Here is a 23,889-nt window from a genome sequence, read left to right as displayed (position 1 = left end):
CATCAGCTATAAAAAAACCACCCGATAATCACTCGGGTGGTTTTTTACGCTATTTTTACAGAAAATTTAAGAAAATATTGCACAAATTAAGAAACTACCGCTAGTCAAGTTATTTAACCGCTTTTCTTGTGGCGGGCTGATTTTATTCCAACTGAATTAAACTGGGCGCGATTCGGAAAGGGTTGGTCTTTCCGTGATGGCGATGGTTGTTTATTCTTAATTTGGAGAGATATCATGTTTTATTTCAGCGCGAAGTCGTTTTCCTTTGGCGGCGGCTCGAAGTTTTCTTCGGGCGGCATTTCCTACCCCTCGGGTGGCAGCTATTCTTATGGCGGCGGCAGCTCATGGTGCCCGCCTAAAAAGCCGGTGGTGGTGAATTGCCCGCCGAAAAAATTCGGCTTTGATTTCGGTGCCTTGTTCAAATGCTTTCTGCCGGTTTATTTGTGCCCGCCGACCAAACCGAAACCTGATCCCAAACCTGAACCTAAACCCGATCCGAAACCCTGCGTGGATTGCACCGATGACAATCCGGACAACAGCTTTGGCGGTGTTGATAAAGATCCGGGCAATGTAATCAGAAATCCCAAACCCGATGAATTGGGCGCGATTTACGGCACTAAAGTAAAAGACACCATCTACGGCACCGATGGCGCCGACATCATTTACGGCTTGGAAGGCGCTGATGTGATTTATGCCGGTAACGGCAACGATATTGTGTATGGCGGCGCCAACGGCGACACCATTTACGGTGGCTACGGCAACGATACGCTTTATGGCCAAGACGGCAATGATTACCTCAATGGCAATCAAGGTCACGATAAACTTTATGGCGGCAAGGGCGATGATATCTACATGATTCAGTTTGAGCCTGATGAAATCATCGAATTGCCCGGTGAAGGCACCGACACCGTGCGCTCTTTCCTTGACTATACTTTGCCCGACAATGTTGAAAATCTGATTTTGATGAGCGATCAAAATCTCAATGGTACCGGTAATGAGCTGAACAACGTGATTACCGGCAACAGCGGCAACAATACGCTCAAAGGCATGGACGGCAACGATATGCTGTTTGGCAAAGATGGCAACGACAAGCTCTACGGCGGCAACGGTGATGATTACCTCGACGGCGGCAATGGCAACGATTACCTCAACGGCGGCGAGGGCAGCGACACTTATGTGTTTGACCTGTGCGACAGCCGCGACATCATCTGCGATTACGACAGCACCGGCAAGAGCCATGATGTGTTGCAGTTTGGCGAAGGTATCAAAGCTTCCGATTTGGGCTTCAGCCGCAGCGGCAGCGATTTGCTGATTACTGTGGATTCGAAAAACAGCGTAACCGTGGAAAACTGGTTTAAAGGCAGCGCCTACCGCCTGGAAGAATTCTCGTTTACCGAAACCAACACTTCTTGGGACAGCTCGGCTATTTCCAAAGCCATCCAAGAGCAAATTCCGCAAACCCACGGCTTGATTTAATCTGCCCGGTTTGATGCGAGAGGCCGTCTGAATATTCAGACGGCCTTTTTTTCTTTAAGGATATTTGCGGCATTTGATCTCGCGGTCGGTGCAAAACATGGCGTTTTGCTCGGCTGCGCAAGCCTTGCGGGCCTGTTGGCGGGCCAGGCCTTCGTTGGTGGCGGTGCCCTCGTAATTGTGGCCGAACACTGACACATTGCAGGCATACACCGGCGCTTTGCTTTGACGGTTTTCAATAATAATGTGTTGCGCCCGGGTTTGCTGCTCGAGCTGGCGCACACGTTCGCTCAATTCGGCTACTTGGCGTTCGAGCCGCTCGATGCGGCTGTCGGCCGATGCGGCCATGGGAAAAGAGGCGGCCATTGCCGCCATCAGCAGGATGGGCAGATATTTTTTCATGGCAGTGAATCCGTTTAGAAATGTTACATCATAACATTATATTGACTTGATTTGGCGGCCATATAACCAAACACCATAAACAAAGCAAAAACGATTCTTTTTGTTTTCTTTCAGACGGCCTTACTATCCTTGCTATCTCAACAAGGAAACCATCATGAGCCATTATCCGATTTTTGCCGATTTAAACCGCCGCGCCGTGTTGCTGGCAGGCGCGGGGCAGGTGGCTGAGCGCAAGGCCGAGAGTTTGCTGCATGCAGGCGCTGCGCTGCGGGTGGTGGCGGCAGAATTAAACCCGCGCTTTCAGGGCTGGTTGCAGCAAGGCCGCATCGAATGGTTGGGCAAAGATTTTCAGACGGCCTTTTTAAACGATGTGTTTCTCGTGGTGGCGGCTACTGACGATGAAGCTTTAAACCGGCGCATTTTCCAGGCTGCGGAAAAGCAGGGCAAATTGTGCAACACGGTCGACAATCAGGCTTTGTGTTCGTTTATCGTGCCGGCCGTGATCGACCGCAGCCCGATACAGATTGCGGTGTCGAGCGGCGGTGCATCGCCGGTGCTGGCGCGTTTGTGGCGACAGAAAATCGAAACCTTGATTCCGGCGTACACCGGCAAAATGGCCGCCCTGGCCGGCGCTTGGCGCACGCGCGTGAAGGCCGGCATCAAAGGGCTGAGCAATCGGCGGCGCTTTTGGGAACAATTATTTGCCAGCCGCTTCGATACTTTGGTGGCGCAGGGCAACGAAGCGGCCGCTGAGGCGGAATTTGCCCGCCAATTGGCAGGCTATCGGCCGCAGCAGGGCGAAGTGGTGCTGGTGGGGGCGGGGCCGGGCGACGCCGGTTTGCTGACGCTGCACGCCCTGCAAGCGATGCAGGCGGCCGATGTGGTGCTGTATGACGCTTTGGTGTCGGACGAAATTCTGGCCTTGGTGCGCAAAGATGCCGATAAAATCAGCGTGGGCAAGCGCGCCGGTGCGCATCATGTGCAGCAGGAAGAAACCAACCGCCTGCTGCTGCATTATGCACAACAGGGCAAGCGCGTGGTGCGGCTCAAGGGCGGCGATCCGTTTGTGTTCGGGCGCGGCGGCGAAGAGGCGCAGGCCTTGGCGGCGGCCGAGGTGCCGTTTCGCATCGTGCCGGGCATCACCGCCGCGCTGGGCGCCACCGCTTATGCGGGCATACCGCTCACCCATCGCGATTATGCGCAAACTGCGCTCTTTATCACCGGCCACTGCCGCCCCGACGGCGATGGTCTGCAATGGCAAACGCTGGCGCGCGGCAAACAAACGCTGGTGATTTATATGGGCACGGTGAAGGCCGGCGAAATCGCGGCGCAATTGATGGCACACGGCCGCGCCGCCGACACGCCGGTGGCGGTGGTGTCCAACGGCACGCTGGCCAAACAAAGCGTGCAAATCGGCCGCCTCGCCGATTTGGCCGCCATGGCCGAGCGCGCGCCGCGCCCGGCGCTGATGATTATCGGCGAAGTGGTGGCCTTGCGTGATGAATTGCGCTGGTTTAGTGAGGGTTTGATCGAAACAGCGGTGAAAGCAGCTTGAAGCGTATTCAAAAGATAAGCTTATTGCGATCCGCTCTTTGAATGCGGTACGCAAATGCCGTCTGAAAAAAGGGTTTCAGACGGCATTTGTGTGCCATGCGTACGATTACGCTTTGTTTTGACAAAGCTAATCGTACCTACGGTTTGCTGAAATGTGCAAAACAATGCCGTTTGAAAAAGGGCTTCAGACGGCATTTGTGTGGCATGCGTACGATTACGCTTTGCTTTGGCAAAGCTAATCGTACCTACGGTTTGCTACGGTTTGCTTGAATGTGCAAAACAAAACAATGCCGTCTGAAACGTTCAGACGGCATTGATAAAATAATAGAATCAGCCTGGAAGCATCAGCTTTGCACGTTGATGCCGGCGGTGATCTGATTTTGGCTGGTGCTGTTTAAAAATGAGGAAGCCAAATCGCTGCAGCAGCCGCAGCAGGTGGCCACGCCCAATTGGGCTTGCAAATCACCCAGCGTGCTGGCGCCGGCGGCAACGGTTTCTTGAATTTGGCGGTCGGTGATCGCATTGCAGATGCAGACAAACATCATGTGCTCCTTTTGCTCTCGAATAGGAATGAGAGTAAATATTATTTGTTTGTGCGAATATAAATGCAAACCGTTTCTATTGCAAGCATTAAAAATGTAAATAATGCGATAAGGATGAGAAATTTACATTTGCAAACGATTCTTTTTCAAGGGCGCGGCAAAATGCGTGAAAAAGGCCGTCTGAAATGTTCAGACGGCCTCTTGTTAATGTGCAAGAGCGGGCATTATGCGCGTTTGCGGAATTCGCCGGTGCGGGTATCGATTTCGATTTTGTCGCCGTTTTCCACATAAGACATCACTTGCACTTCGGTGCCGCCGATCAGGCGGGCGGTTTTCATCACTTTGCCCGAAGTGTCGCCTTTTACCGCAGGCTCGGTGTATTCCACTTCGCGCACGATGATGGTGGGCAGCTCCACAGAAATGGGGTTGCCTTCGTAGAAGGTTACTTCGCAGATGTCTTCCATGCCGTCTACGATGAATTTCAGGCTATCGCCGATGTTTTCGGCTTCGATTTCGTATTGGTTGAATTCTTCATCCATAAAGACATACATCGGGTCGGCAAAATAGCTGTAGGTGCAGTTTTTGCGCGCCAAAATCACCACGTCGAATTTGTCGTCGGCTTTGTAGATTGATTCGGTGGCCGCGCCGGTGAGCAGGTTTTTCAGCTTCATGCTCACTTTGGCTGAGCTGCGGCCGCCTTTGAGGTATTCGGTTTTCTGCACCACCATCGGGTCGCTGCCCACCATAAATACGTTGCCTGAGCGTAATTCTTGTGCCGTTTTCATTTGTGTGTTTCCAATCAAAAAAGTGTCGTTAAAATAAACGCGTTATTTTAGCTTATCTTGGATAAAGTTGGCTAGTTTTTCGGTGGCGGCCGGCTGGGTGCGCAAGCTTTGCTGCCAGCCCTCAGCGGCTTGCTGCCAGGCGGGCAAATGGTTTTGTAGGGCTTGCCAGGCGGCCAGGCGCGCGGCGACATCAAGCGCGGCGGCACCGTTTAATTCATCCGACAAAGCGCGGTGGGCGGCGCGCACTTGGGGCGGATAGTGCGTATAGGCGCGTTGCCAAAAAGCATGCAGCTTATCCAGATGCGCCATTTCGTCTTGCGGGTAGATGTGCCAGAAAAAAGGCTTGGCGGCCCATTGCGCGCGCACAAAGCTGTCTTCGCCGCGGATAATTAAGCCATCTGCCAGCGCGAGCAGGCGGTCGAAATCGTGTTGCGGCACAAAAGGCAACCGCACCAGCTCAACGCAGGCCGTCTGAAAGCAATCGCCGGGCTGTTGCAGCGCATCAGCGGGAATCACGCGGGCTTGTTGCAGACTCTCGATGATTTCTTTGCCGGCCACAAGCAGCCGGATGGGCGCGCCGGCCTGCTGCCACATTTCAAACCATTGCGCCCATATCGGGCTGCGGTAGCCGAACAGCAGCCATTCGGGGCGGTTTTTTTGCGGCAGGCCGAGGCGGCGGCGCAGCTCGGGTAGGCCGCTCTGGCTGCGTTCGGCATAATCGGCTTCGCGCAAGAGGCCGCCGCTTTTTTCGCTGAAGCCCATAAACCAGAAATATTTCTGCAAACCGTCGGCTTGCAGTGAGGGGCGGGCGTGCAGCGCTTCGTGGGCGGCTTCGGCGCTGAGGTATTCCCAGTTGAGCCACAAAGGCTGCGTTTGACGCATTATCTCCACCACATCGGCGGATAGATCGCAGCCAAAGGTTTCGATCACAATTTGCGGCGCGGGTGCGCGCGCTAAGCCTTCGGCCTGCCTGCCTGCCTGCCAACGGCGCACCACAATGTTTTCATGTGTGCAGGGCGGGGAGGGCAGGCCGGGGCTGAGCGCACGCAGCGCGGCTTCATCGTCGAGCCACAAATGCACTTGCCAGCCGAGCTCGCGTTGCAGGATTTGCGCCAGCCGCCACGACACGCCGATGTCGCCATAGTTGTCGATTACGCTGCAAAACAGCCAGCATATCGGTGCGGTTTTTCTTTCAGACGGCCTTTTCATTTGATGGGATTCCGTTAAATCTTTGACGGGCAAGGTTTTACGCCAAGCTTGGGTTTTGTCAAGCCCGAAAGTTGAAAAATTATTTGCTTATCCACATTGACAAAAAACAAAAATCCGACAGTCATAAAACATACTCATATTTTGCTTGACAAGCCTGTCTATCATTTAAGTGGTTGATTTTTATTTATTTTAATAAAAGGCTTGATTTTTGTGCAATAAAACTGCAATGCCTGATTTTACGGGGAAAACGGCAGCAGTTCACATGCTGTCCACAATGTTATCCACAGCTTTTGTGGGTAAGCGCGGGAAGGGTTGTATTGCTTGAATTTAGTTGTTTGTCATGTTGAAAATAGGGTTAAGGCTCTAATTATAGCGTGCGGAAAACGGCGGCAGGTGTGATGGTTTCTGAGCAGCCCGGGTGGGTTGGAAAGGTTGCTGCCGGCAGGCGGGTTTTGCATTTTCCTGTGCGGATGAAAAAAGCCGGGGTGCGTTGCATATTGCATTGCACCCCGGTTGCCGTTTTCAATTTTGTGCCGCTTTGGCGAAGCCGGCCGGCTTATTCAGGCCGAAATCAGTCGGCCGCTGCCAATTTCTGCACACCGCCCAGATAAGGTTGCAGCGCGGCGGGGATATTGATGCTGCCATCGGCATTTTGGTGGTTTTCCAGCACCGCCACCAAGGTGCGGCCCACCGCCAGGCCGGAGCCGTTGAGCGTGTGCAGCAGGCGGTTTTTGCCCTCTTCGTCTTTAAAGCGCGCCCTCATGCGGCGGGCTTGGAAATCTTCGCAGTTGGAGCAGCTGGAAATTTCGCGGTAGGTGTGTTGCGCAGGCACCCACACTTCTAAATCGTAGGTTTTGGTTGCGCCAAAGCCCATGTCGCCGGTGCACAAGGTTATTACGCGATAGGGCAATTCGAGCAGCTGGAGGATTTTTTCGGCATGCCCCACCATTTCTTCGAGCGCATCGTAAGATTGCTCGGGGCGCACGATTTGCACCATTTCCACTTTGTCAAACTGATGCTGGCGGATGAGGCCGCGCACGTCTTTGCCGTAGGCGCCGGCTTCGGAGCGAAAGCAAGGCGAGTGGGCGGTGAGCTTGAGCGGCAATTCGGCGGCAGCCAAAATGCGCTCGCGCACGGTGTTGGTGAGGGTAACTTCCGCCGTGGGAATCAGGTATTGGGTGAGCTTGCTCTCATCGCCGCCACGGGTAACGTGAAACAGATCTTCGCCGAATTTGGGCAGCTGGCCGGTGCCGAAAAGGGTGTTGTCGTTGACGATATAAGGGGTGTAGTGCTCGAGATAGCCGTGTTGCAACGTGTGGGTGTCGAGCATAAATTGCGCCAGCGCGCGGTGCAGGCGGGCGATTTGGCCTTTCATCACGGTGAAGCGCGCGCCGGAGAGCGCGGCGCCGGTTTCGAAATCCAGCCCCAAGGGCGCGCCCAAATCCACATGGTCTTTCACTTCGAAATCGAAATCGCGCGGTGCGCCCACTTTGCGCACTTCCACATTGTCGGTTTCGTCTTTGCCCAGCGGCACGCTTTCGTGCGGCAGATTGGGTATGCCCATCAGCCATTCGTCGAGATCGGCCTGCACGGCTTGGTATTCGGCTTCGGTTTGCTCGAGGCGGCTTTTGATTTGCGCCACTTCGGCCATGGCCGCTTCGGCTTCTGCGTGTTTGCCCTGGCCTTTGAGCTGGCCGATTTGCTTGGAGGCGCTGTTGCGCGCGGCTTGAAGGGTTTCGGTTTGAACTTGCAGCGCTTTGCGTGCGGTTTCGATTTGTTCGAAACGTGCGCTGTCGAATGTATAGCCGCGTGCAGCCAGGCGCGCGGCCACGGCGGCGGTGTCGTTGCGGAGAAGTTGGATGTCTAGCATGGTGGTTTCCGTGTGGATAAAGGTTGCAATCAGAATGGCGCTATTGTAAACCAAATCGGCAGATTTTAGGCCGTCTGAACGCGTTCAGACGGCCTAAAATCCATTAGGGTCTGTTCACAATTCATCTCGTGGCAATCTTTTGGCTCAAAAACGCGCCTGCCGCGTTGAAAATGCTCGCAAGGTGTCCAACCTTGCTGCGCTTTTCGCCTTGCAAACGCGCTTTTTCGCTCAAAATCTTACGCACGGATGAAATGTGAACAGACCCTAAGGTTGAAATGTGAACTGCTTTCTTATGCCTGATTAATCGATTTTCACCCGCTTCAGGCGCATGGCATTGCCCAATACCGAAATCGAACTGAGCGCCATGGCCGCGCCGGCAAGCACGGGGCTGAGCAGGCCGAAGGCGGCCAGCGGAATGCCCAATGTGTTGTAGAAAAAGGCGAAAAAGAGGTTTTGCTTGATGTTTTTCATGGTGGCTTGCGACACCAGCAAAGCATCGACCATTTGGTTGACCGAATGCTGCATCAGCGTGGCCGAGGCGGTGTGTTCGGCCACATCGGCACCGCCTTTCATGGCAAAGCTCACATCGGCGGCGGCCAGCGCGGGCGCATCGTTGATGCCGTCGCCCACCATGGCCACCACTTTGCCCTCGCTTTTGAGCGCGGCCACGGCGGCGGCTTTGTCGCGCGGGCTCATATTGCCTTGGGCATGCTCGATGCCGAGCTTGCCGGCGATATATTGCACCACGCCTTGATGGTCGCCGCTCATCACATACACATCGATATGGTGCGCTTTCAGACGGCTTATCGCTTGGGCGCTGTCGGCTTTCAATTCATCGGCCAGTGCAAAAGCGCCGATGGGCACATCATCGGCCGACACGGCCACAATGCTGGCAATCTGCCACACTTCGCCCAAATCGTCGGGCAGCTGCACATGGCAATAATCGGGCTTGCCCACTTTCACGCGGCCGATGCCGGCCACATCGGCATACACGCCCGCGCCGGGCTCGGTTTGCGCCTCTTCGGCGGCCGGAATATCGAGCTTGCGCGCAAACGCGGCCTGCACAATGGCGTTGGCCAGCGGGTGGGTGGCGTTCATTTCCACCGCTGCGGCGGCGGCGAGCAAGGCGTTTTCATCAAACGTGCCGTTTTCAGGCAGCCAGATAGCAGCCACTTGGGGCTTGCCCTCGGTGAGCGTGCCGGTTTTGTCGAGAATCACCGTGTTTACCTTGCTGGCGCGCTCCATTGCGGCGGCATCTTTAAACCAAATGCCGCGTTTCACCGCCTGCCCCATGCCCACCATAATCGCCGCCGGCGTGGCCAGCCCCAGCGCACACGGGCAGGCAATCACCAGCACCGCCACAGCATGCATCAAGCCGCTGCTCCAGCTGCCGGTGACAAGCCAAGTGATGGCAAATGTGGCCAGCGCAATCACCACCACCACCGGCACAAACACACCGGCCACTTTGTCGGCAATGCGCGCAATCGGCGCTTTGCTGCCTTGCGCTTCGGAGAGCGCGGCCATCATGTCGCCGAGCAAGGTATGGCTGCCCAGCTGCTCGGCCCGATATTGCACGCTGCCATCGGTGATCATCGCGCCGGCGAGCACTTGGCTGCCTTCGCGCTTGCTTTGCGGCTGCGATTCGCCGGTGAGGTGGCTTTCATCTGCCCAGCCGCTGCCGGTGATCACCATGCCGTCGGCAGCAATGCGCTCGCCGTGGTTGGCGCGCAAAATATCGCCGATTTGCACTTGGTCCAGCGGCAGATTTTGCCAATGGCCGTCGCGCTGCACGCTCACTTGCGCAGGGGTGAGCTTGAGCAGCAGCCCCAAGCTGTTGAGGCTTTGCTTTTTAGCCCGCTGCTCCAAGTATTTGCCGAGGCTCACAAAGCCGATAATCATCACGCCGGCTTCGAAATACACATGCGACATGCCGTCGTGGCCTAAGTTTTGGTGGTAAAACATCATAAACGCCGAATAAGCGTAAATCGACACCGTGCCCAGCGTGACCAGCACATCCATATTGGCCAGGCCGCCTTTTATCGAGGCCCACGCGCCTTTGTAAAACGGCCACGCCAGCCACAATTGCACCACGCTGGCGAGTGCAAACTGCACCATGGCCGGCATCATCCATTCGTGATGCCCGCTCATCATGCCGACCATGCCGATTAAAAACGGGATATTGATGAGAATGAGCAACCACAAGCGCCAGCCCAATTGGGTGCTCGAGGTGATGTCGGGCTGCGCGCCATCGGTGTGCAGGGTGGCTTTATAGCCGGTTTTCTCGATGATTTGGGCGATTGCTTCGGGCGAGGTTTTGCTGCTGTCGAATGTGATCTGCGCATCTTCGCTGGCAAAGTTCACACCGGCTTCGCTGATGAAATCTTTTTTGTTGAGCACTTTTTCAATGCGGCTGGCACAGGCCTGGCAAGTCATGCCTTCGATATCGAAACGGGCTTTTTGCTGCATGACGGTTTTCCTTTCACATAAATGTTTCAGACGGCCTGCAATAAAATGAAGGCCGTCTGAAAAGCGTTTGCTCGGTTTGATGCTTGGCTTGAAAAGTGTTGGCTTTACAAAGAAGCATCGTAGCCGGCATCTTCCACGGCTTCGAGTAGGGCGGCGGCATCGGTTTTGCTCGAGTCAAAGCGGATTTCAGCGTTTTTGTTTTCCAAGCTGACCTTGGCATCAATCACGCCGTTTACCGCCAAAAGCGCATTAGTGGCGCTTTTAACGCAGCCGCCGCAAGTCATGCCGTCGATGTGGAGGGTGAGGGTTTGCATGGTTGTGCTCCTGAAAAATTTGAACGATGCTGCCACTATAAACCTTGACGCGGGGTGAAGGTCAAGCCTTGTTGCGGATGATTGTGCAAGAGGCCGTCTGAACGCTTTCAGGCTTTCATACCAATCCAAAAAAATAACCTGACTTCGTTGTCTCGCCTTGCCGTACGTTTGTACTGTCTGCGGCTCGCCGCCTTGTTAGCTTACTTTTTTGAATGGGTATCAGACGGCCTGACATCACACGCTCAATTGCTCAAACAAAGCCTGCTTCAAGGCGAGCTGCTTTTTCGGGTTGTCGAGCTCGGGGCTGTAGAGCACGAAGCTGTCTTCCACGCGCTCGTCGAGCGTGGCGATTTTGGCGTAGCGCAGGCTGATGTTTTTATCGGAAAACACTTCGGCGATGTTGGCCAGCAGATAGGGGCGGTTAACCGCCACCAATTCGAGCGTATACCAGCCCGGGCGGTCTTCTTCGGGCATTAGCACAATGCGCGGCGAAATCGGCAGATGGCGGCTGCGCCGGCTGCGTATGCCGCAAGTGGCGCCGTCTTCGGCGTGGTGGCCGTGGATGAAATTGTTGAGCTCGGCCTCAAGCGCGCTTTGGATATAGGCATAGTCGGTGCGGTGGTGGCGGGCGGGAATCTGCACGATAAAGGTGTCGAGAATGTAGTTATTCTCGGTGATGTAGGCGCGGGCAGAGAGAATATTGAGCTCGTGATGGCCGAAAATGCGGCACAGGCGGGCGAATAATTTATCGGCATTGGGCATAAACACCATCACCTGCAAGGTGTTGGTGTCGGGCAGCAGGCGGCTGCGTGCCTGTGCGCGCTCGGTGTTGTGCACCAGATTGGCGGTGTGCCAGAGCACTTCCTGCAATTCGTGGCGCACGAAATAAGCCGGCCCCAAAGCCTGCCACAATTGCTTTTGCGGCTTTTCGGGCGTGCCGGTGTGGTGCAGCAATTCGAGCGCGCTTTGCTGGCGGCGGCTCACCACCACGGCGCGGTTGCTGCCTTCGCCGGCCAGATAGCGGCCGGCGGCGTGAAAAAGGTTTTGCAGCAGGTTGGCTTTCCAGTCGTTCCACAATTTGGGGTTGGTGCCGCGGATATCGGCCACGGTGAGCAGGTAAAGCGCGGTGAGCCGCTCTTGCGTTTGCACGCGTGCGCAAAAGCGCTCGATCACAACCGGGTCTTGAATGTCTTCTTTTTGGGCGGTTGAGGACATCAATAAATGGTCTTCCACCAGCCAAGCGAGCAGGTTTTGCTCTTCATCGCTCAAAAAATGATCGGCGGCAAAGCGGCGCGCATCTTCAATGCCTTGCACGGCATGGTCGCCGCCGCGGCCTTTGGCGATGTCGTGAAAGAGGGCGGCCAGATAGAGAATATAGGGCTTGTCAAACGAATGCATTAGTGCTGCGGCCACCGGCAATTCGTGGCTGTGGGCATCCATCGCCAGCCGGCGCATATTGCGCAACACCATCAAAATATGGTCGTCCACCGGGTAAATGTGGAATAAATCGTGTTGCAGCAGGCCGACGATTTTGCCCCAGGCCGGCAGATAGCGGCCGAGCACGCCATAAAGGTTGAGAAAGCGCGCCACATGGGTGAGCCCGCTGCCTTGTTTGAAAAAGCCGATGAAATATTCGCGGTTGGCCGGGTTGTCGTAAAAAGCGCGGTTGATTTTTTGCGAAGCGGCCCACCAGGCGCGCAGCGTTTGCGGCGCGAGCGCGGTGAGGTCGTTGCGGCTTTGCAAAAGGGCGATCACCTTGAAAATATGCGTGGGCGATTCGATAAACAGTTTTTTATTTTTGGCGGCGATTTGGTCACCCACTTGGTAATAATCGTCATCAATATCATACACAATGCGCGGCAGCCGCGAATACACGCGCCCGCGCAGCATGGGCAGCAAAATGCCGTTGAGCTGCTTCACGGTTTTGGTGGCGCGATAGAGCGCGCGCATCAGCTTTTCGCTTTTGATGTGTTGCTTGTCGCTGTGCATGCCCATGTTTTCGGCCACCTGGCTTTGCAGGTCGAAAATCAGCCGGTCTTCTGCGCGGCCGGCGGTGAGGTGCAGATCAATGCGGATTTTGGCCAATTGTTTGTGGCTGTTCATCAGCAATCCGGCTTCGGCGCGGGTGATGATGCGCTGCTGGATAAGCGTGTGCACATCGGCTTCAAGCCCTTGCGCTTTGGCCAGCCACAGCATGGTGTGGATGTCGCGCAGGCCGCCGGGGCAGGTTTTCACATTCGGCTCAAGCACCGCGCCCGAGCCTTGCGCTTTGGCATGGCGCTGCTGCATTTCCACAAGCTTGGCTTCCACAAAAGCCGCAGTGTCGCGCTGCAGGCTCAAGCGGCGCAGCATCTGCTCGGCCACCACATGGCTGCCGCAGATAAAGCGCGCTTCGAGAAAAGCGGTGTCGCCGGTGATGTCGTCTGCCGCGCTGGCGCACAATTCTTCGATGCTGCCCACTTTAACCGCCGGCGCCAACTGCATATCCCACAGGCTTTGCACAAAAAGCGCGATTTGCTCCTGCTCGAGCTCATCCAGCGGCTCGGGCGACACAATGGCCAAATCCAAATCGGAATAAGGATACATTTCATCGCGCCCGAAGCCGCCGGTGGCCAAGAGGCATAGGCGGCCGGCACCGAATATTTCCAGCCACAGCGCACCCAACGCGGTTTCGATGGCTCTGCCGTAGGCATCGAAAAACACCATCGGCTGGCGGTGGACGCGGTAGGCGGCGATGGCTTGCTGCTTTTTGAAGCGCAAATCTTGTGCGGCAGACTGAATAAGGGTTTGCATGGTGAATCCTGTTTGAAATAGGCAAAACAGACAACAAAACAAGGCGCGGTTGCACAATGTTGCAACTTTGTTTCAGACGGCCTTGATTATAGGTATTTACACAGCATTACAATAGACGCTTTTTTGTAAATTTGATATGGTGCACCGAGATTGTTATCAATCTTCAGCCCTTGCATTATTCCAATTCATTTTCGGTCAGATTCAGGAACACAAAATGAGCCACACCGCCGCGCAGCCGCAGCTGCGCAATAATCCTTATAAAGTTGCTGTTGCCTCTATGGTGGGCACGGCTATCGAATTTTACGACTATTATATCTATGCCGCTGCGGCGGTGCTGGTGTTCAACACCCAATTTTTCGATAAAAGCAATCCTTCGGTGGCGATTTTGCTGTCGCTCTCCACGCTGGCGCTGGCTTTTTTCGCCCGGCCGTTGGGTTCGGCGCTGTTTGGCCATTTCGGCGACAAAATCGGCCGCAAAAAAACGCTGGTGGCCTCTTTGCTGACCATGGGGGTGTCTACAGTAGCGATCGGCCTTTTGCCCACCTATCAGAGCATAGGCATATGGGCGCCGATATTGTTGTGCGTCTGCCGTATCGGCCAAGGGCTGGGCTTGGGCGGCGAATGGGGCGGCGCGGCGCTGGTGGCCACGGAAAACGCGCCCGAAGGCAAGCGTGCATGGTTCGGCACTTTTCCCCAATTGGGTGCGCCCATCGGTTTATTGATGGCCAATGGCGCATTTTTCGGCGTGAGCGCAATATTCGGTGCCGATGCGCTGGTGGAATGGGCTTGGCGCATTCCGTTTGTGGCTTCCATCGTGCTGGTGCTGGTCGGCCTTTATATGCGCCTGAGCCTGCACGAGAGCCATGTGTTTAAAGAAGCGGAAGATAAAGGGCTGAAAGTGGATGCGCCGGTGAAAGAAGTGCTCACGCGCCATATCAAGCCGATTGTGCAGGGCACGTTTATCATGACCGCCACTTATGTGCTTTTTTATGTGATGACGGCATTTGTGCAGGTGTTTTCCAAAAGTGCGCCCGCATTATCGGCTGCCGGCCATCCGTTGGGGCTGGGCATTGCGGCCAACACATTCACCGGCTTTTTGATGATAGGCGCGGTGGTATTCGGCATTTTTACCAGCATTTCGGGCATTTTTGCCGATAAAATCGGTCGCCGCCAATGGCTGATTTGGGTGACGCTGGGCATTATTGCTTTCGGCTTGGCGATGCCGGCTTTTCTGCACAACGGCACGCCGGAGATGGTGTTGGCGTTTATTTTGGCGGGCATGATGCTGATGGGCTGCACTTTCGGGCCGATGGCCGCCCTGCTGCCCGAATTGTTTCCCACCGAAGTGCGCTATTCGGGCGCTTCGCTGGCGTATAATTTCGCCGCCATTGTGGGCGCTTCTATTGCCACCATTGTGGCATTGAAGCTGAATGAAAATTTCGGTTTGTTCGGCGTGGGGCTTTATCTGGCGGCCAACGGCATCTTATCGTTGCTGGCTCTGTGGAGCGTGCACGAAACCAAGAATGTCAATCTGATGCAGCTGGATATTTACGAGCCTTGAGCACGGCCGGAATCCGTAAGCAAAAAAAGGAACCTGAAAAGGTTCCTTTTTTCAACCGTATTCTGCTTTCAGACGGCCTGCATCATGCCGACATGATTTCCAAACGCGCCTGCGGCGGCAGCAGCAGCTGATACGCCGGCACGCCCAGCGCCAGTGCGATTTTTTCGATGTTGGATAAGGCGATATTCCAGCGCTTGCGTTCGATGGCCGACACATAAGTGCGGTCCAGCCCGCATTGGCGCGCCAGCTCTTCTTGCGACCAGCCTTTGTTTACCCGAAACAGGCGCATATTATAGGCCAACACGGCACGCAAATCGCCCTCATCGGGCAGCTCGGCCGGCGCACTCAGCTTTTTTACCATCATCATTCCTTCTTATCGTTTCGCGGATTTTACTTCACTATACGATAAGAATACAGGCCGTCTGAAAAGTTTCAGACGGCCTGTAAAATAGCAGTTTATGCCCATTTAAAAAGCAAGCTTATTTGGGATAGGCATTATTTTTTGCTTTTGCCCGCCCACCAAGAAGCCAGCAGCGAGCCGGAAATATTGTGCCACACACTGAAAATCGCGCTGGGCACGGCAGAGAGCGGCGAGAAATAAGCCGAAGCCAGCGCCGCGCCCAAGCCGGAATTCTGCATGCCCACTTCAATTGCCAGCGTTTTTTGCGCATCATAAGGCAGGCGGCAGATTTTGGCGGCGAGAAAGCCCAAGAGATAGCCGATGCCGTTGTGCAAAATCACCACGCCCAAAATCAGCAGCCCGCTTTGGGCGATTTGCGCCTTGCTGGCTGCCACCACCGCGCCCACAATCAACACAATGGCCGCCACCGACACCAAAGGCAGCACCGCCGCCGCCGCTTCGGTTTGCTTTTTAAACAAAGTGTGCGCCAACACGCCGAGCACCACCGGCAGCAACACCATTTTCAAAATCGACCAAAACATCGCCACCGCCGAAATTTCCAGCCATTGGTTGGCCAAGAGGTAAAACACCGTGGGCGTGAGCACCGGTGCGAGCAGGGTGGAAACCGAGGTAACGGCCACCGACAAAGCCACATTGCCGCGCGCCAGATAAGTCATCACATTTGAGGCGGTGCCGCCCGGGCAGCAGCCGACCAAAATCACACCCACCGCGATTTCGGGCGGCAGCTGCAAAAGCGTGGCCAGCGCATAAGCCACCAGCGGCATAATGATAAATTGCGCCGCCACGCCGGCTAGCACCGCTTTGGGATGGCGGGCGAGAATATTGAAATCTGCAGGCGAGAGCGTGATGCCCATGCCGAACATAATCAGGCCTAAGAGCCACGGAATCAGCGGCAGCACCCATTTAAAGGCTTCGGGTGCGAAAAAAGCGGCGGCAGCAAAGAGCAGCACCCACACGGTAAAAGTTTTGCCGACAAAGCGGCTCAGTTGGCGCAGAGTATTTTTCATGGGCGATTTAAGTTAAGTGAATATATGTAAAGAGGCTAAGCATACCTGCAACAAGCGCAAAATAAAAGGCCGTCTGAAACAATCTTTCAGACGGCCTTTAAGTTTTCCGTAGTGTGTCGCCAAAACGCAATCATCTTGTGTTGAACACATATCAGATTCAATAACTCGGGCTAAGTTTTAAACTTTATTTTCGCCCGCACAGAAACAATAAAGCCGGGTTTTAAAACAAAGCCGGGCTTTAAAAAGAAAAAGGCCGTCTGAAAATTTTTTCAGACGGCCTTTAATGTTTAATCAAATGCAATCATTCAATCAAACGCAATCAGGCAAAACGCTTGGCCACGGCATCCCAATCCACGATTTCCCAAAAGCCTTTCAGGTAATTGGGGCGGCTGTTGCGGTAATCGATGTAATAAGCGTGCTCCCACACATCGCAAGTCAAAAGCGGGGTGGCGTCGGTGGTGAGCGGGGTGGCGGCATTGCTGGTGGAAACCAAATCAAGCGAGCCGTCGGCATTTTTCACGAGCCAAGCCCAGCCTGATCCGAAAGTGCCGGCGGCCACGGTGTTGAAGGCTTCCTGGAATTTTTCAAAGCTGCCCCATTTGGCATCGATGGCCGCAGCCAGCGCACCGGCCGGCTTGCCTTGGCCTTTGGGCGTGAAGCCCAGCCAGTAGAACGTGTGGTTCCAAGTTTGCGCTGCATTGTTAAACAGGCCGCCTGAAGATTTTTTCACGATTTCTTCCAAAGGCGCGTTTTCAAATTCGGTGCCTTTGATCAAATTATTCAGGTTGGTGATATAGGTTTGGTGGTGTTTGCCGTAGTGGTATTCCAGCGTTTCTTTGGAAAGGTGCGGCTCCAGCGCATCCAGAGCATAGGGCAGTTCGGGCAGTTTGTGTTCCATAATGTCACTCCTGTTGGTTTGGTGTGTGGTTTGAAGCCGATGGCGCAAGCGGCCATCAGATACGCTCTGAATTCTACCCTCTCCCTGCCCAAAAGACCAATAAAAGTTATCTTCGTCGGGCAGAGCCGCTATAATGCAAAATTAACCGCCGAGGAAGCCCATTATGGATGATTTTGCCGAAAATATGCCGCCTGAAGACCGCGAAGTGAGCGCTTTGTCGCTGCCGCCGCATTCGATGGAAGCAGAGCAATCGGTGCTCGGCGGCCTGTTGCTGGAAAATTCCGCGTGGGACCGCATTGCCGATGTGGTGATGGGCGAAGATTTCTACCGCCACGAGCACCGGGTGATTTTTCGCACCATCTCGCGCCTGATCAACGAGAGCCGTCCGGCCGATGTGATCACGGTGCAAGAAGCGCTTGAGCGCAACGACGAGCTCGAAGCGGCCGGCGGTTTCAATTACCTGATTACCTTGGCGCAAAACACGCCCTCGGCCGCCAATATCCGCCGCTATGCCGAAATCGTGCGCGAGCGCTCGATTATGCGCCAGCTGGCCGAGGTGGGCACCGAAATCGCCCGCAGCGCCTATAATCCGCAGGGGCGCGATGCCGGCCAGCTTTTGGACGAAGCAGAAAACAAAGTGTTTCAAATCGCCGAGAGCACGGCCAAATCCAAGCAGGGTTTTTTGGAAATGCCGGCGTTGTTGAAAGAAGTGGTCGAGCGCATCGATATGCTTTATTCGCGCGATAATCCTGATGAAGTCACCGGCGTGGCCACCGGCTTTATCGATTTGGATAAAAAAACCTCCGGCCTGCAGCCGGGCGATCTGATTATCGTGGCTGGCCGCCCTTCGATGGGCAAAACCGCTTTTTCCATCAATATCGCCGAGCATGTGGCGGTGGAATCGAAATTGCCGGTGGCGGTGTTTTCTATGGAAATGGGCGGCGCGCAGCTGGTGATGCGTATGCTCGGCTCGGTGGGGCGGCTCGACCAGCATGTGCTGAAAACCGGCGCGCTGCAAGACGAGCATTGGGGGCGCTTGAATGAAGCGGTGGTGAAATTATCGGATGCGCCGATGTTTATCGACGAAACCCCCGGCCTCACCGCGCTGGAATTGCGCGCCCGCGCCCGCCGCTTGGCGCGCCAATTCGGCGGCAAGCTCGGTCTGATTGTGATCGATTACCTGCAATTGATGTCGGGCTCTTCCGGCCGCAGCGACAACCGCACCGCCGAATTGGGCGAAATCTCGCGCTCGCTCAAAGCGCTGGCCAAAGAGCTGCAAGTGCCGGTGATTGCGCTCTCGCAATTGAGCCGTGCGGTGGAATCGCGCACCGACAAGCGCCCGATGATGAGCGATTTGCGCGAATCGGGCGCCATTGAGCAAGATGCCGATTTGATTATGTTTATGTATCGTGATGAATATTATAATCACGACACCCAATTCAAAGGTTTGGCTGAATGCATTATCGGCAAACACCGTAACGGCCCCACCGGCAAAGTGTTTCTCACCTTTATGGGCCAGTTTACCAAATTTGACAATGCGGCCTATGTTCCAGAAGCCGCCATGATGGAAGATTGACACAAATTAGCACAGATGCGCACCAAAGCGCATATTTTATTAGGCGCATCGGCGCTTAATCGTTTAGAATGGCATAACAAAAAATTGATAAAACTTTTCACATTACTTTAAGGGTCTGTTCACATTCCATTCGCAGATGAAATGCAGGCAGACCCTGGAACAACGTCATCAGGCTCTCTTATGCGTTTCAAACCCAAAGGCTTCACGCTGATCGAATTGCTGGTGGTAATCACCATCATGGCCATCATGGCGCTAATCGCGCTGCCCAATATGAGCCAATGGCTCGCCGCGCGCCGTGTGAGCGGGCAGGCCGAGCAGGTGGCTAATCTTTTGCGCTTCGCGCGCGCCGAAGCTGTGCGCATCAATGCGCCGGTGTATGTTTGCCCGGTGCAAATCAAATCCGACGGCAATCCCGATAATTATTGCCTCACCACCAACAACGGCCAAGGCTTGGCTGCTTTTGCAGATATCAATAAAGATGGTGAGTACACCCGCAAGACCGATATCGCCTTGCGCGCCGTGATTATCAACAACCCAGCCCACACCGCCATCACCTACCAAGCCAGCACCGTGCCGCTCACCGGCAGCCGCGGCAACCAGCATGTGTGGGGTTTTCTGCCCAACGGCACCTTCGGCTACGGCACGAGCCCCGGCCTCAATAATCTGAGCCCGGCCTCGGGCAGCGTGCGCATTTTTATGACCGATGCCAAGGCCGACACCGATGAAGCCAAACAAGCCCGCTCCAGCACGCTCTTAATCGACAGCGGCGGCAGGGTGAGCTTTTGCCTGAAAAAAGATGAAAAACGCACCGCCTGTGCCGAGCCGGCCAAGGAGAAATAATATGCAGCCGAGCATTTTCAATTCCTTTTGCATCGATGGCCGAGGCCGTCTGAAAAGCACGCACGCGCAGCAAGGCATGACTTTGCTGGAAGTGTTGGTGTCTATCATTATCTTAACCTTGGGTGTGCTGGCCTTGCTGGCCACCCAGCTCAAAACCGTATCCGGCGTGCGCGAAGCCGAGCAGCAAACCATCGTGGCGCAGGCGGCGCAAAACCTGATCGAAGGCATGCTCATCAACCCCAGGCTTTCATCCGCCACCGCCAGCGGTGTAGAGAGTGGTTGGACGCTAAAATCTTATCCTGACTATGTCACCTCAAGCTCGAAAAAAATCGAAAAAGACGAAGGTGAAATCAAATACGTCAACCAAGGTGCCATTTCCAAAAGAGATTTGGCCAATAAGCAGAAGGCTCAATTTTCTAATGAGTTGTGGCACGGCTTGGGCGGCATTCCGGTGCATTTCATCATTTGCCGCGATACCTCCGGCAAAGCGCCTGTGATCAAAGGCGGCAAAATGGAAGCCAACTGCACCAGCGGCAATAATGCGCCTACTTATATCAAAGTGGCCTGGCTGGTGGAAAAAGAAGGCGGCGATGCCTTAACCGCTGTGAATGCAGACGGCGACTATATCGTTTATACCTATCAGGCGCAGGTAACAGAATGAATCGATCACAACAAAAATATTCCAAAAAGCACAGCGCCGGCTTCAGCCTGATTGAGTTTCTGGTGGCCAGCGTGTTGAGCATGATTGTGCTGATTGCCATCGGCTCGGGCTATTTTGCCGCGCGCAAAATCAACGATGTGGCGCTCGGCCGCTTGGGCGTGCAGCAAGACATGCGCAACGCCGCCAACCTGATTGTGCGCGATGCGCGCATGGCAGGCAGCTTCGGCTGCTTCAATATGGCCAATAAAGAGCCGGCCACTGTAGGCAGCGATGGCAGCGCTTCATCGAACACCCCCCGTAATTTGATCGCAGCAGGGCAAACCACAGGCCTTGTGCCGGTGAAAAGCTTTGCCGGCTCCACCTTTAATGTGACAGGATTCACCGCCAGCGGTGATGCGCTGGTGTTTCAATACGGCATCGGTTCGGCTTCCATCACAGGCAATAACAACGGCACCATGACCATGCAGATGCCGGCTGACGACCCTTTGCAAAACATCAGCAGCAAAATGCCTTTGGTGGTCAGCAGCTGCAATGTGATCGACCGGCCCACTTCATTCACCGCCACCCGCAGCGGCACAGGCGTAACCATCAACAACATCAACCCCGCTTTGAACACAGGCCATGTGGTGGCTGAAATGAGCATTTTGCGCTATGCGGTCAACGCCTATGTGATCGGCACCACCACCGCCGGCGAGCAAGGGCTTTACCGCATTCAGCTGGGCGATGACAACAACTGGCAAAGCCCGCAATTGCTGCTGCCCGGCATCACCGCCATGAATATTTCCTACGGCTATGTGAACAATTGCGCCCCTTCCGGCGCAGCCGCCTCTGATGTCAGCCGCGAAACCTTCACCTTTACCAATGCCTTGGACGACAAGCAAAACCCGCCCACGCCGGCCTTGATCCGCATCACGCTCAATGGCAACACTTTGGCCGCGCAGGGTAAAGATATGGAAAGCGCTGCCTCGCGCACCGATGCGGGCAATGTTTATGTTTACAATATTGAAGCAACCTTACGCGGAGGAAACACATGCGCCGACCGCTCCATTTAAGCCGCGCCCCGCGCCGCGAGCAAGGCGGCTTTGCCTTTTTTATCGTGCTGATTATGATGATTGTGATTGCCTTTTTGGTGGTGGCAGCCACGCAATCGTACAACACTGAAATGCGCATCGGCAGCAACGATGCCGACCGCAAAATGGCCATGGCCACGGCCGAAGCCGCTTTGCGGCAGGGTGAAGGCGACATCAGCACACTGAAAGACCCCACCTTTGCCAGCAATTGCGCAGGCGGCCTGTGCGCGGCAGCGGCAGACAAAGCTCCCACCCCTAATACTATTAAAGACACACCCCAAGGCACGATAACCATCACGGGGGAAGGCAGCGCCATCGCCGCATGGGAGCGCACTTCGTGCACCAATGGCTCTTGCCTGGAAAACAGCGGACGCACGTTTGCGGTGCCCGGCACCGCCAAAGCGCCCCGTTATATCATTGAATTTATCAACCACACCGCCGCCACCAACACCAGCATCTACCGCGTTACTGCCCGTGCGTGGGGTAAAAATGCCAATACCGTGGTAACGGTGCAATCGTATGTGCAGGCATCGGATAACTGAGGGAACAGCATGCAGCAGCGAAACCAGCAAGGCTTCACGCTCGCCGAAGTGATGATAGCCATTGCCATTTTGGGCATATTGAGCGTGATTGCCGTGCCCTCTTATCTGGCCTATGTAGAACGTGGCCATTTGGCCAACGCGCGGGCGGAATTGCTGAAAATCAATATGCAGATTAAAACCGAGCGCGTGAAAAATCCCAAGCTCACGCAAGCCGATCTCGACACCAAAATCAAAAATTTCACCGGCGCGGCCGATAAAACCGTTAGCGATCATTACGAAATCAGCCTAGCGCGCCCGGATAAAAACAGCACGTTTTACTATCTGCTGGCCTTGCCGACAAACGAGCAGCACACAAAAGCCCTGCTGGTCGACAGCGCCGGCAGCACCTATCAATGCAGCAATAAAAAAGCGGCTGAAGACGCCGCCAAAGAGCGAGCCACGCCCGGCAGCGACTGCAAAAAGGTGTGAAGCGGCGCTCAGCCGATATACAGAGAAAGTGCCCAAAAGGCCGTCTGAAAGATTCATCTTTCAGACGGCCTTTGTTATTGCATGGAAAAACAAGGGCTTGCATGAAAAACACGGACAGTAGGCAGGCGCGCCGCCCAAAGGCGGCGTGATTGTGCGCATGAAACTTGTGCCAACACCCAAAACCAAACAGGCCGTCTGAACACCAAAACTTCAGACGGCCTGCACGTTTTATCCCTATTCAAAAAGATAATCTTACAGAATAAGGGTGTTGTGGCGTTGTCGGCGCAGCTTGAGTTAACGATAGTGGAATGCAAGAAAAATCGATACAAAATCACGCTTTATAACGGAGTAGGTTAGGTTGCTAAACCCCCAAGGTTTAAGACGGCCTGTGGCTTGTTGGGTTTTCAACCCAACCTGCCGGTCAAATGCGCCAATGCATTATAAATAAGCATTTGGTTTTCTTTTACTTTATAAGAAGTTTTTTTATAGATGCGGCAATTGATTATTGAATATTCATATCCTCTTACCCGCAGCAGAAACCTGTTCCCTCTCCCGTGGGAGAGGGCTAGGGAGAGGGCAACAAGCCAAAGGCTTGTTTGCCGGCATCTGAAAATGTTCAATATTTAATTGCCGAATCAATAAATCAGTATCAGCCGTTGCTGTGAATGGTTTTGGCAGCGGCATTTTGATGATTTCCAGATTGTTTTTCAATCCGGTATCGCTTTTTAAGCTGAGTTTTGCCACGCATGCTTGTTATTCAAACCAAACTTCAGTATATTGGACACCTGTCCAATACTTTTCAGACGGCCTTACACCATGTCGGACACACGTTCCCAATTTATTGCCGCCGGTTTCAAGCTTTATCCGCAGCACGGCTACCGCAAGCTTTCTGTGCGCATGTTGGCCGCAGAAGCGGGCTTGAGCGCGGGCATGTTTCACCATTTGTTTGCCGATAAAGATGCGTTTGTGGGCGAGGTATTGCAAAGCCATCACGAGCGCTCGTTTGGTTTGCTGGATTTCGATGCCGCAGCAAAGGGCGATGCGGTGGCGCAATTGCGCCATGCGGTGTGGCTGCTGGCAACATGTTTCCGCGACAATTTGGCCTGGGTGCACCGCGCTTATGCCGACAGCGCCGATGGGGTGGAAGTGGTGAATGCTTTTATGCGCCGCAATTTCGAGCTAACGTTTGAGCGCCTGCAAGCTTTGCTCGAAGCCTGCCCGGGGCAAAGCAGCCCGGCCGAGCAGGTGCAGCGTTTGTCGTATTTGAGCGGAGCGGTGCTGGCGCCGATGGCATTGGGCACACGCTTTGATGAAATGGGCGTGCTGCCGGCGGCGATGAGCCATCATATTGGCGAAATCGTGAGCGATGCGGCCATTGCCCGGCGCATCGATTGGGCTTTTGCGGCTTTGTTTCCCGCGCAAGAGGCCGTCTGAATG

22 protein-coding genes are annotated in these 23,889 nt (G+C 54.7%); 10 read left to right on the top strand and 12 right to left on the bottom strand.

Features of this window, described 5'->3' with window-relative positions; all coding sequences use genetic code 11:
- The first annotated feature begins 234 nt into the window (after positions 1–234).
- The gene (locus EV680_RS01280; protein ID WP_132952397.1) at positions 235–1,476 is read left to right on the top strand and encodes a calcium-binding protein; all 1,242 of its coding nucleotides are present in this window, start codon (positions 235–237) and stop codon (positions 1,474–1,476) included.
- 54 nt (positions 1,477–1,530) lie between these two features.
- On the opposite strand, the gene EV680_RS01275 is transcribed toward EV680_RS01280, so the two are convergent.
- A complete protein-coding gene (locus EV680_RS01275; protein ID WP_132952394.1) occupies positions 1,531–1,875 on the bottom strand; it encodes a hypothetical protein in 345 nt (114 codons plus the stop codon).
- Positions 1,876–2,029: 154 nt separating this feature from the next.
- Between EV680_RS01275 and cysG the strand changes: the two genes are divergently transcribed.
- Entirely contained in the window at positions 2,030–3,430 is a 1,401-nt protein-coding gene (cysG, locus tag EV680_RS01270) for a siroheme synthase CysG (RefSeq protein WP_132952392.1), read from the top strand.
- A gap of 343 nt (positions 3,431–3,773) precedes the next feature.
- Here cysG and EV680_RS01265 read toward each other — a convergent pair whose 3' ends face one another.
- The 7 genes from EV680_RS01265 to glnD all read right to left on the bottom strand — a co-directional run bounded on the left by EV680_RS01265 (position 3,774) and on the right by glnD (position 13,408).
- On the bottom strand, positions 3,774–3,971 hold the full coding sequence (locus EV680_RS01265) for a (2Fe-2S)-binding protein (RefSeq protein ID WP_132952537.1): 198 nt from the start codon (positions 3,969–3,971) through the stop codon (positions 3,774–3,776).
- A 224-nt stretch (positions 3,972–4,195) separates the two neighbouring features.
- Positions 4,196–4,756, bottom strand: a complete 561-nt coding sequence (efp, locus tag EV680_RS01260; protein WP_132952390.1) for an elongation factor P — start codon at positions 4,754–4,756, stop codon at positions 4,196–4,198.
- 42 nt (positions 4,757–4,798) lie between these two features.
- Entirely contained in the window at positions 4,799–5,965 is a 1,167-nt protein-coding gene (earP, locus tag EV680_RS01255) for an elongation factor P maturation arginine rhamnosyltransferase EarP (RefSeq protein WP_132952388.1), read from the bottom strand.
- A gap of 571 nt (positions 5,966–6,536) precedes the next feature.
- Complete coding sequence (gene serS / locus EV680_RS01250) at positions 6,537–7,835, bottom strand: serine--tRNA ligase (RefSeq protein ID WP_132952386.1); 1,299 nt, start codon at positions 7,833–7,835, stop codon at positions 6,537–6,539.
- A gap of 300 nt (positions 7,836–8,135) precedes the next feature.
- Positions 8,136–10,301, bottom strand: coding sequence for a heavy metal translocating P-type ATPase (locus EV680_RS01245; RefSeq protein ID WP_132952384.1), 2,166 nt, complete (start codon positions 10,299–10,301; stop codon positions 8,136–8,138).
- Positions 10,302–10,405: 104 nt separating this feature from the next.
- On the bottom strand, positions 10,406–10,615 hold the full coding sequence (locus tag EV680_RS01240) for a heavy-metal-associated domain-containing protein (protein ID WP_132952382.1): 210 nt from the start codon (positions 10,613–10,615) through the stop codon (positions 10,406–10,408).
- A 234-nt stretch (positions 10,616–10,849) separates the two neighbouring features.
- Positions 10,850–13,408 (bottom strand): [protein-PII] uridylyltransferase, encoded by a 2,559-nt coding sequence (gene glnD / locus EV680_RS01235; RefSeq protein WP_132952380.1) that lies wholly within the window; start codon positions 13,406–13,408, stop codon positions 10,850–10,852.
- Positions 13,409–13,622: 214 nt separating this feature from the next.
- Here glnD and EV680_RS01230 point away from each other — a divergent pair, with 214 nt between their 5' ends.
- Entirely contained in the window at positions 13,623–14,969 is a 1,347-nt protein-coding gene (locus EV680_RS01230) for an MFS transporter (RefSeq protein ID WP_132952378.1), read from the top strand.
- 82 nt (positions 14,970–15,051) lie between these two features.
- On the opposite strand, the gene EV680_RS01225 is transcribed toward EV680_RS01230, so the two are convergent.
- The 3 genes from EV680_RS01225 to EV680_RS01215 form a co-directional block, all read right to left on the bottom strand.
- A complete protein-coding gene (locus EV680_RS01225) occupies positions 15,052–15,333 on the bottom strand; it encodes a helix-turn-helix domain-containing protein (RefSeq protein WP_132952535.1) in 282 nt (93 codons plus the stop codon).
- A gap of 131 nt (positions 15,334–15,464) precedes the next feature.
- On the bottom strand, positions 15,465–16,397 hold the full coding sequence (locus EV680_RS01220) for a bile acid:sodium symporter family protein (RefSeq protein WP_132952376.1): 933 nt from the start codon (positions 16,395–16,397) through the stop codon (positions 15,465–15,467).
- 319 nt (positions 16,398–16,716) lie between these two features.
- Positions 16,717–17,295: a superoxide dismutase gene (locus tag EV680_RS01215; protein ID WP_132952374.1), complete on the bottom strand. Its 579-nt coding sequence runs from the start codon at positions 17,293–17,295 to the stop codon at positions 16,717–16,719.
- A gap of 163 nt (positions 17,296–17,458) precedes the next feature.
- Between EV680_RS01215 and dnaB the strand changes: the two genes are divergently transcribed.
- The 6 genes from dnaB (at position 17,459) to EV680_RS01185 (ending at position 22,452) form a co-directional block, all read left to right on the top strand.
- Positions 17,459–18,871, top strand: coding sequence for a replicative DNA helicase (dnaB, locus tag EV680_RS01210; RefSeq protein WP_132952372.1), 1,413 nt, complete (start codon positions 17,459–17,461; stop codon positions 18,869–18,871).
- Positions 18,872–19,051: 180 nt separating this feature from the next.
- A complete protein-coding gene (locus EV680_RS01205) occupies positions 19,052–19,711 on the top strand; it encodes a GspH/FimT family pseudopilin (RefSeq protein ID WP_132952370.1) in 660 nt (219 codons plus the stop codon).
- A 1-nt stretch (position 19,712) separates the two neighbouring features.
- On the top strand, positions 19,713–20,372 hold the full coding sequence (gene pilV / locus EV680_RS01200) for a type IV pilus modification protein PilV (RefSeq protein WP_165870885.1): 660 nt from the start codon (positions 19,713–19,715) through the stop codon (positions 20,370–20,372).
- Positions 20,369–21,424: a PilW family protein gene (locus EV680_RS01195; protein WP_132952366.1), complete on the top strand. Its 1,056-nt coding sequence runs from the start codon at positions 20,369–20,371 to the stop codon at positions 21,422–21,424. Before pilV ends, EV680_RS01195 begins: the two co-directional genes overlap by 4 nt.
- Complete coding sequence (locus EV680_RS01190) at positions 21,403–21,984, top strand: pilus assembly PilX family protein (protein WP_132952364.1); 582 nt, start codon at positions 21,403–21,405, stop codon at positions 21,982–21,984. Before EV680_RS01195 ends, EV680_RS01190 begins: the two co-directional genes overlap by 22 nt.
- A 9-nt stretch (positions 21,985–21,993) precedes the next feature.
- Positions 21,994–22,452 (top strand): type IV pilin protein, encoded by a 459-nt coding sequence (locus EV680_RS01185; RefSeq protein WP_132952362.1) that lies wholly within the window; start codon positions 21,994–21,996, stop codon positions 22,450–22,452.
- Between the two features lie 513 nt (positions 22,453–22,965).
- Here EV680_RS01185 and EV680_RS01180 read toward each other — a convergent pair.
- Entirely contained in the window at positions 22,966–23,196 is a 231-nt protein-coding gene (locus tag EV680_RS01180; RefSeq protein ID WP_132952360.1) for a hypothetical protein, read from the bottom strand.
- Between the two features lie 72 nt (positions 23,197–23,268).
- Here EV680_RS01180 and EV680_RS01175 point away from each other — a divergent pair, with 72 nt between their 5' ends.
- Positions 23,269–23,886 (top strand): TetR/AcrR family transcriptional regulator, encoded by a 618-nt coding sequence (locus EV680_RS01175; protein WP_132952358.1) that lies wholly within the window; start codon positions 23,269–23,271, stop codon positions 23,884–23,886.
- Positions 23,887–23,889 lie beyond the last annotated feature (3 nt).

Origin of the sequence: Uruburuella suis (assembly GCF_004341385.1) — a bacterium.
GTDB lineage: Bacteria > Pseudomonadota > Gammaproteobacteria > Burkholderiales > Neisseriaceae > Neisseria > Neisseria suis.
The sequence above is the reverse complement of the archived record's forward strand: the minus strand, read 5'-3'. Positions and strand labels throughout refer to the sequence as shown.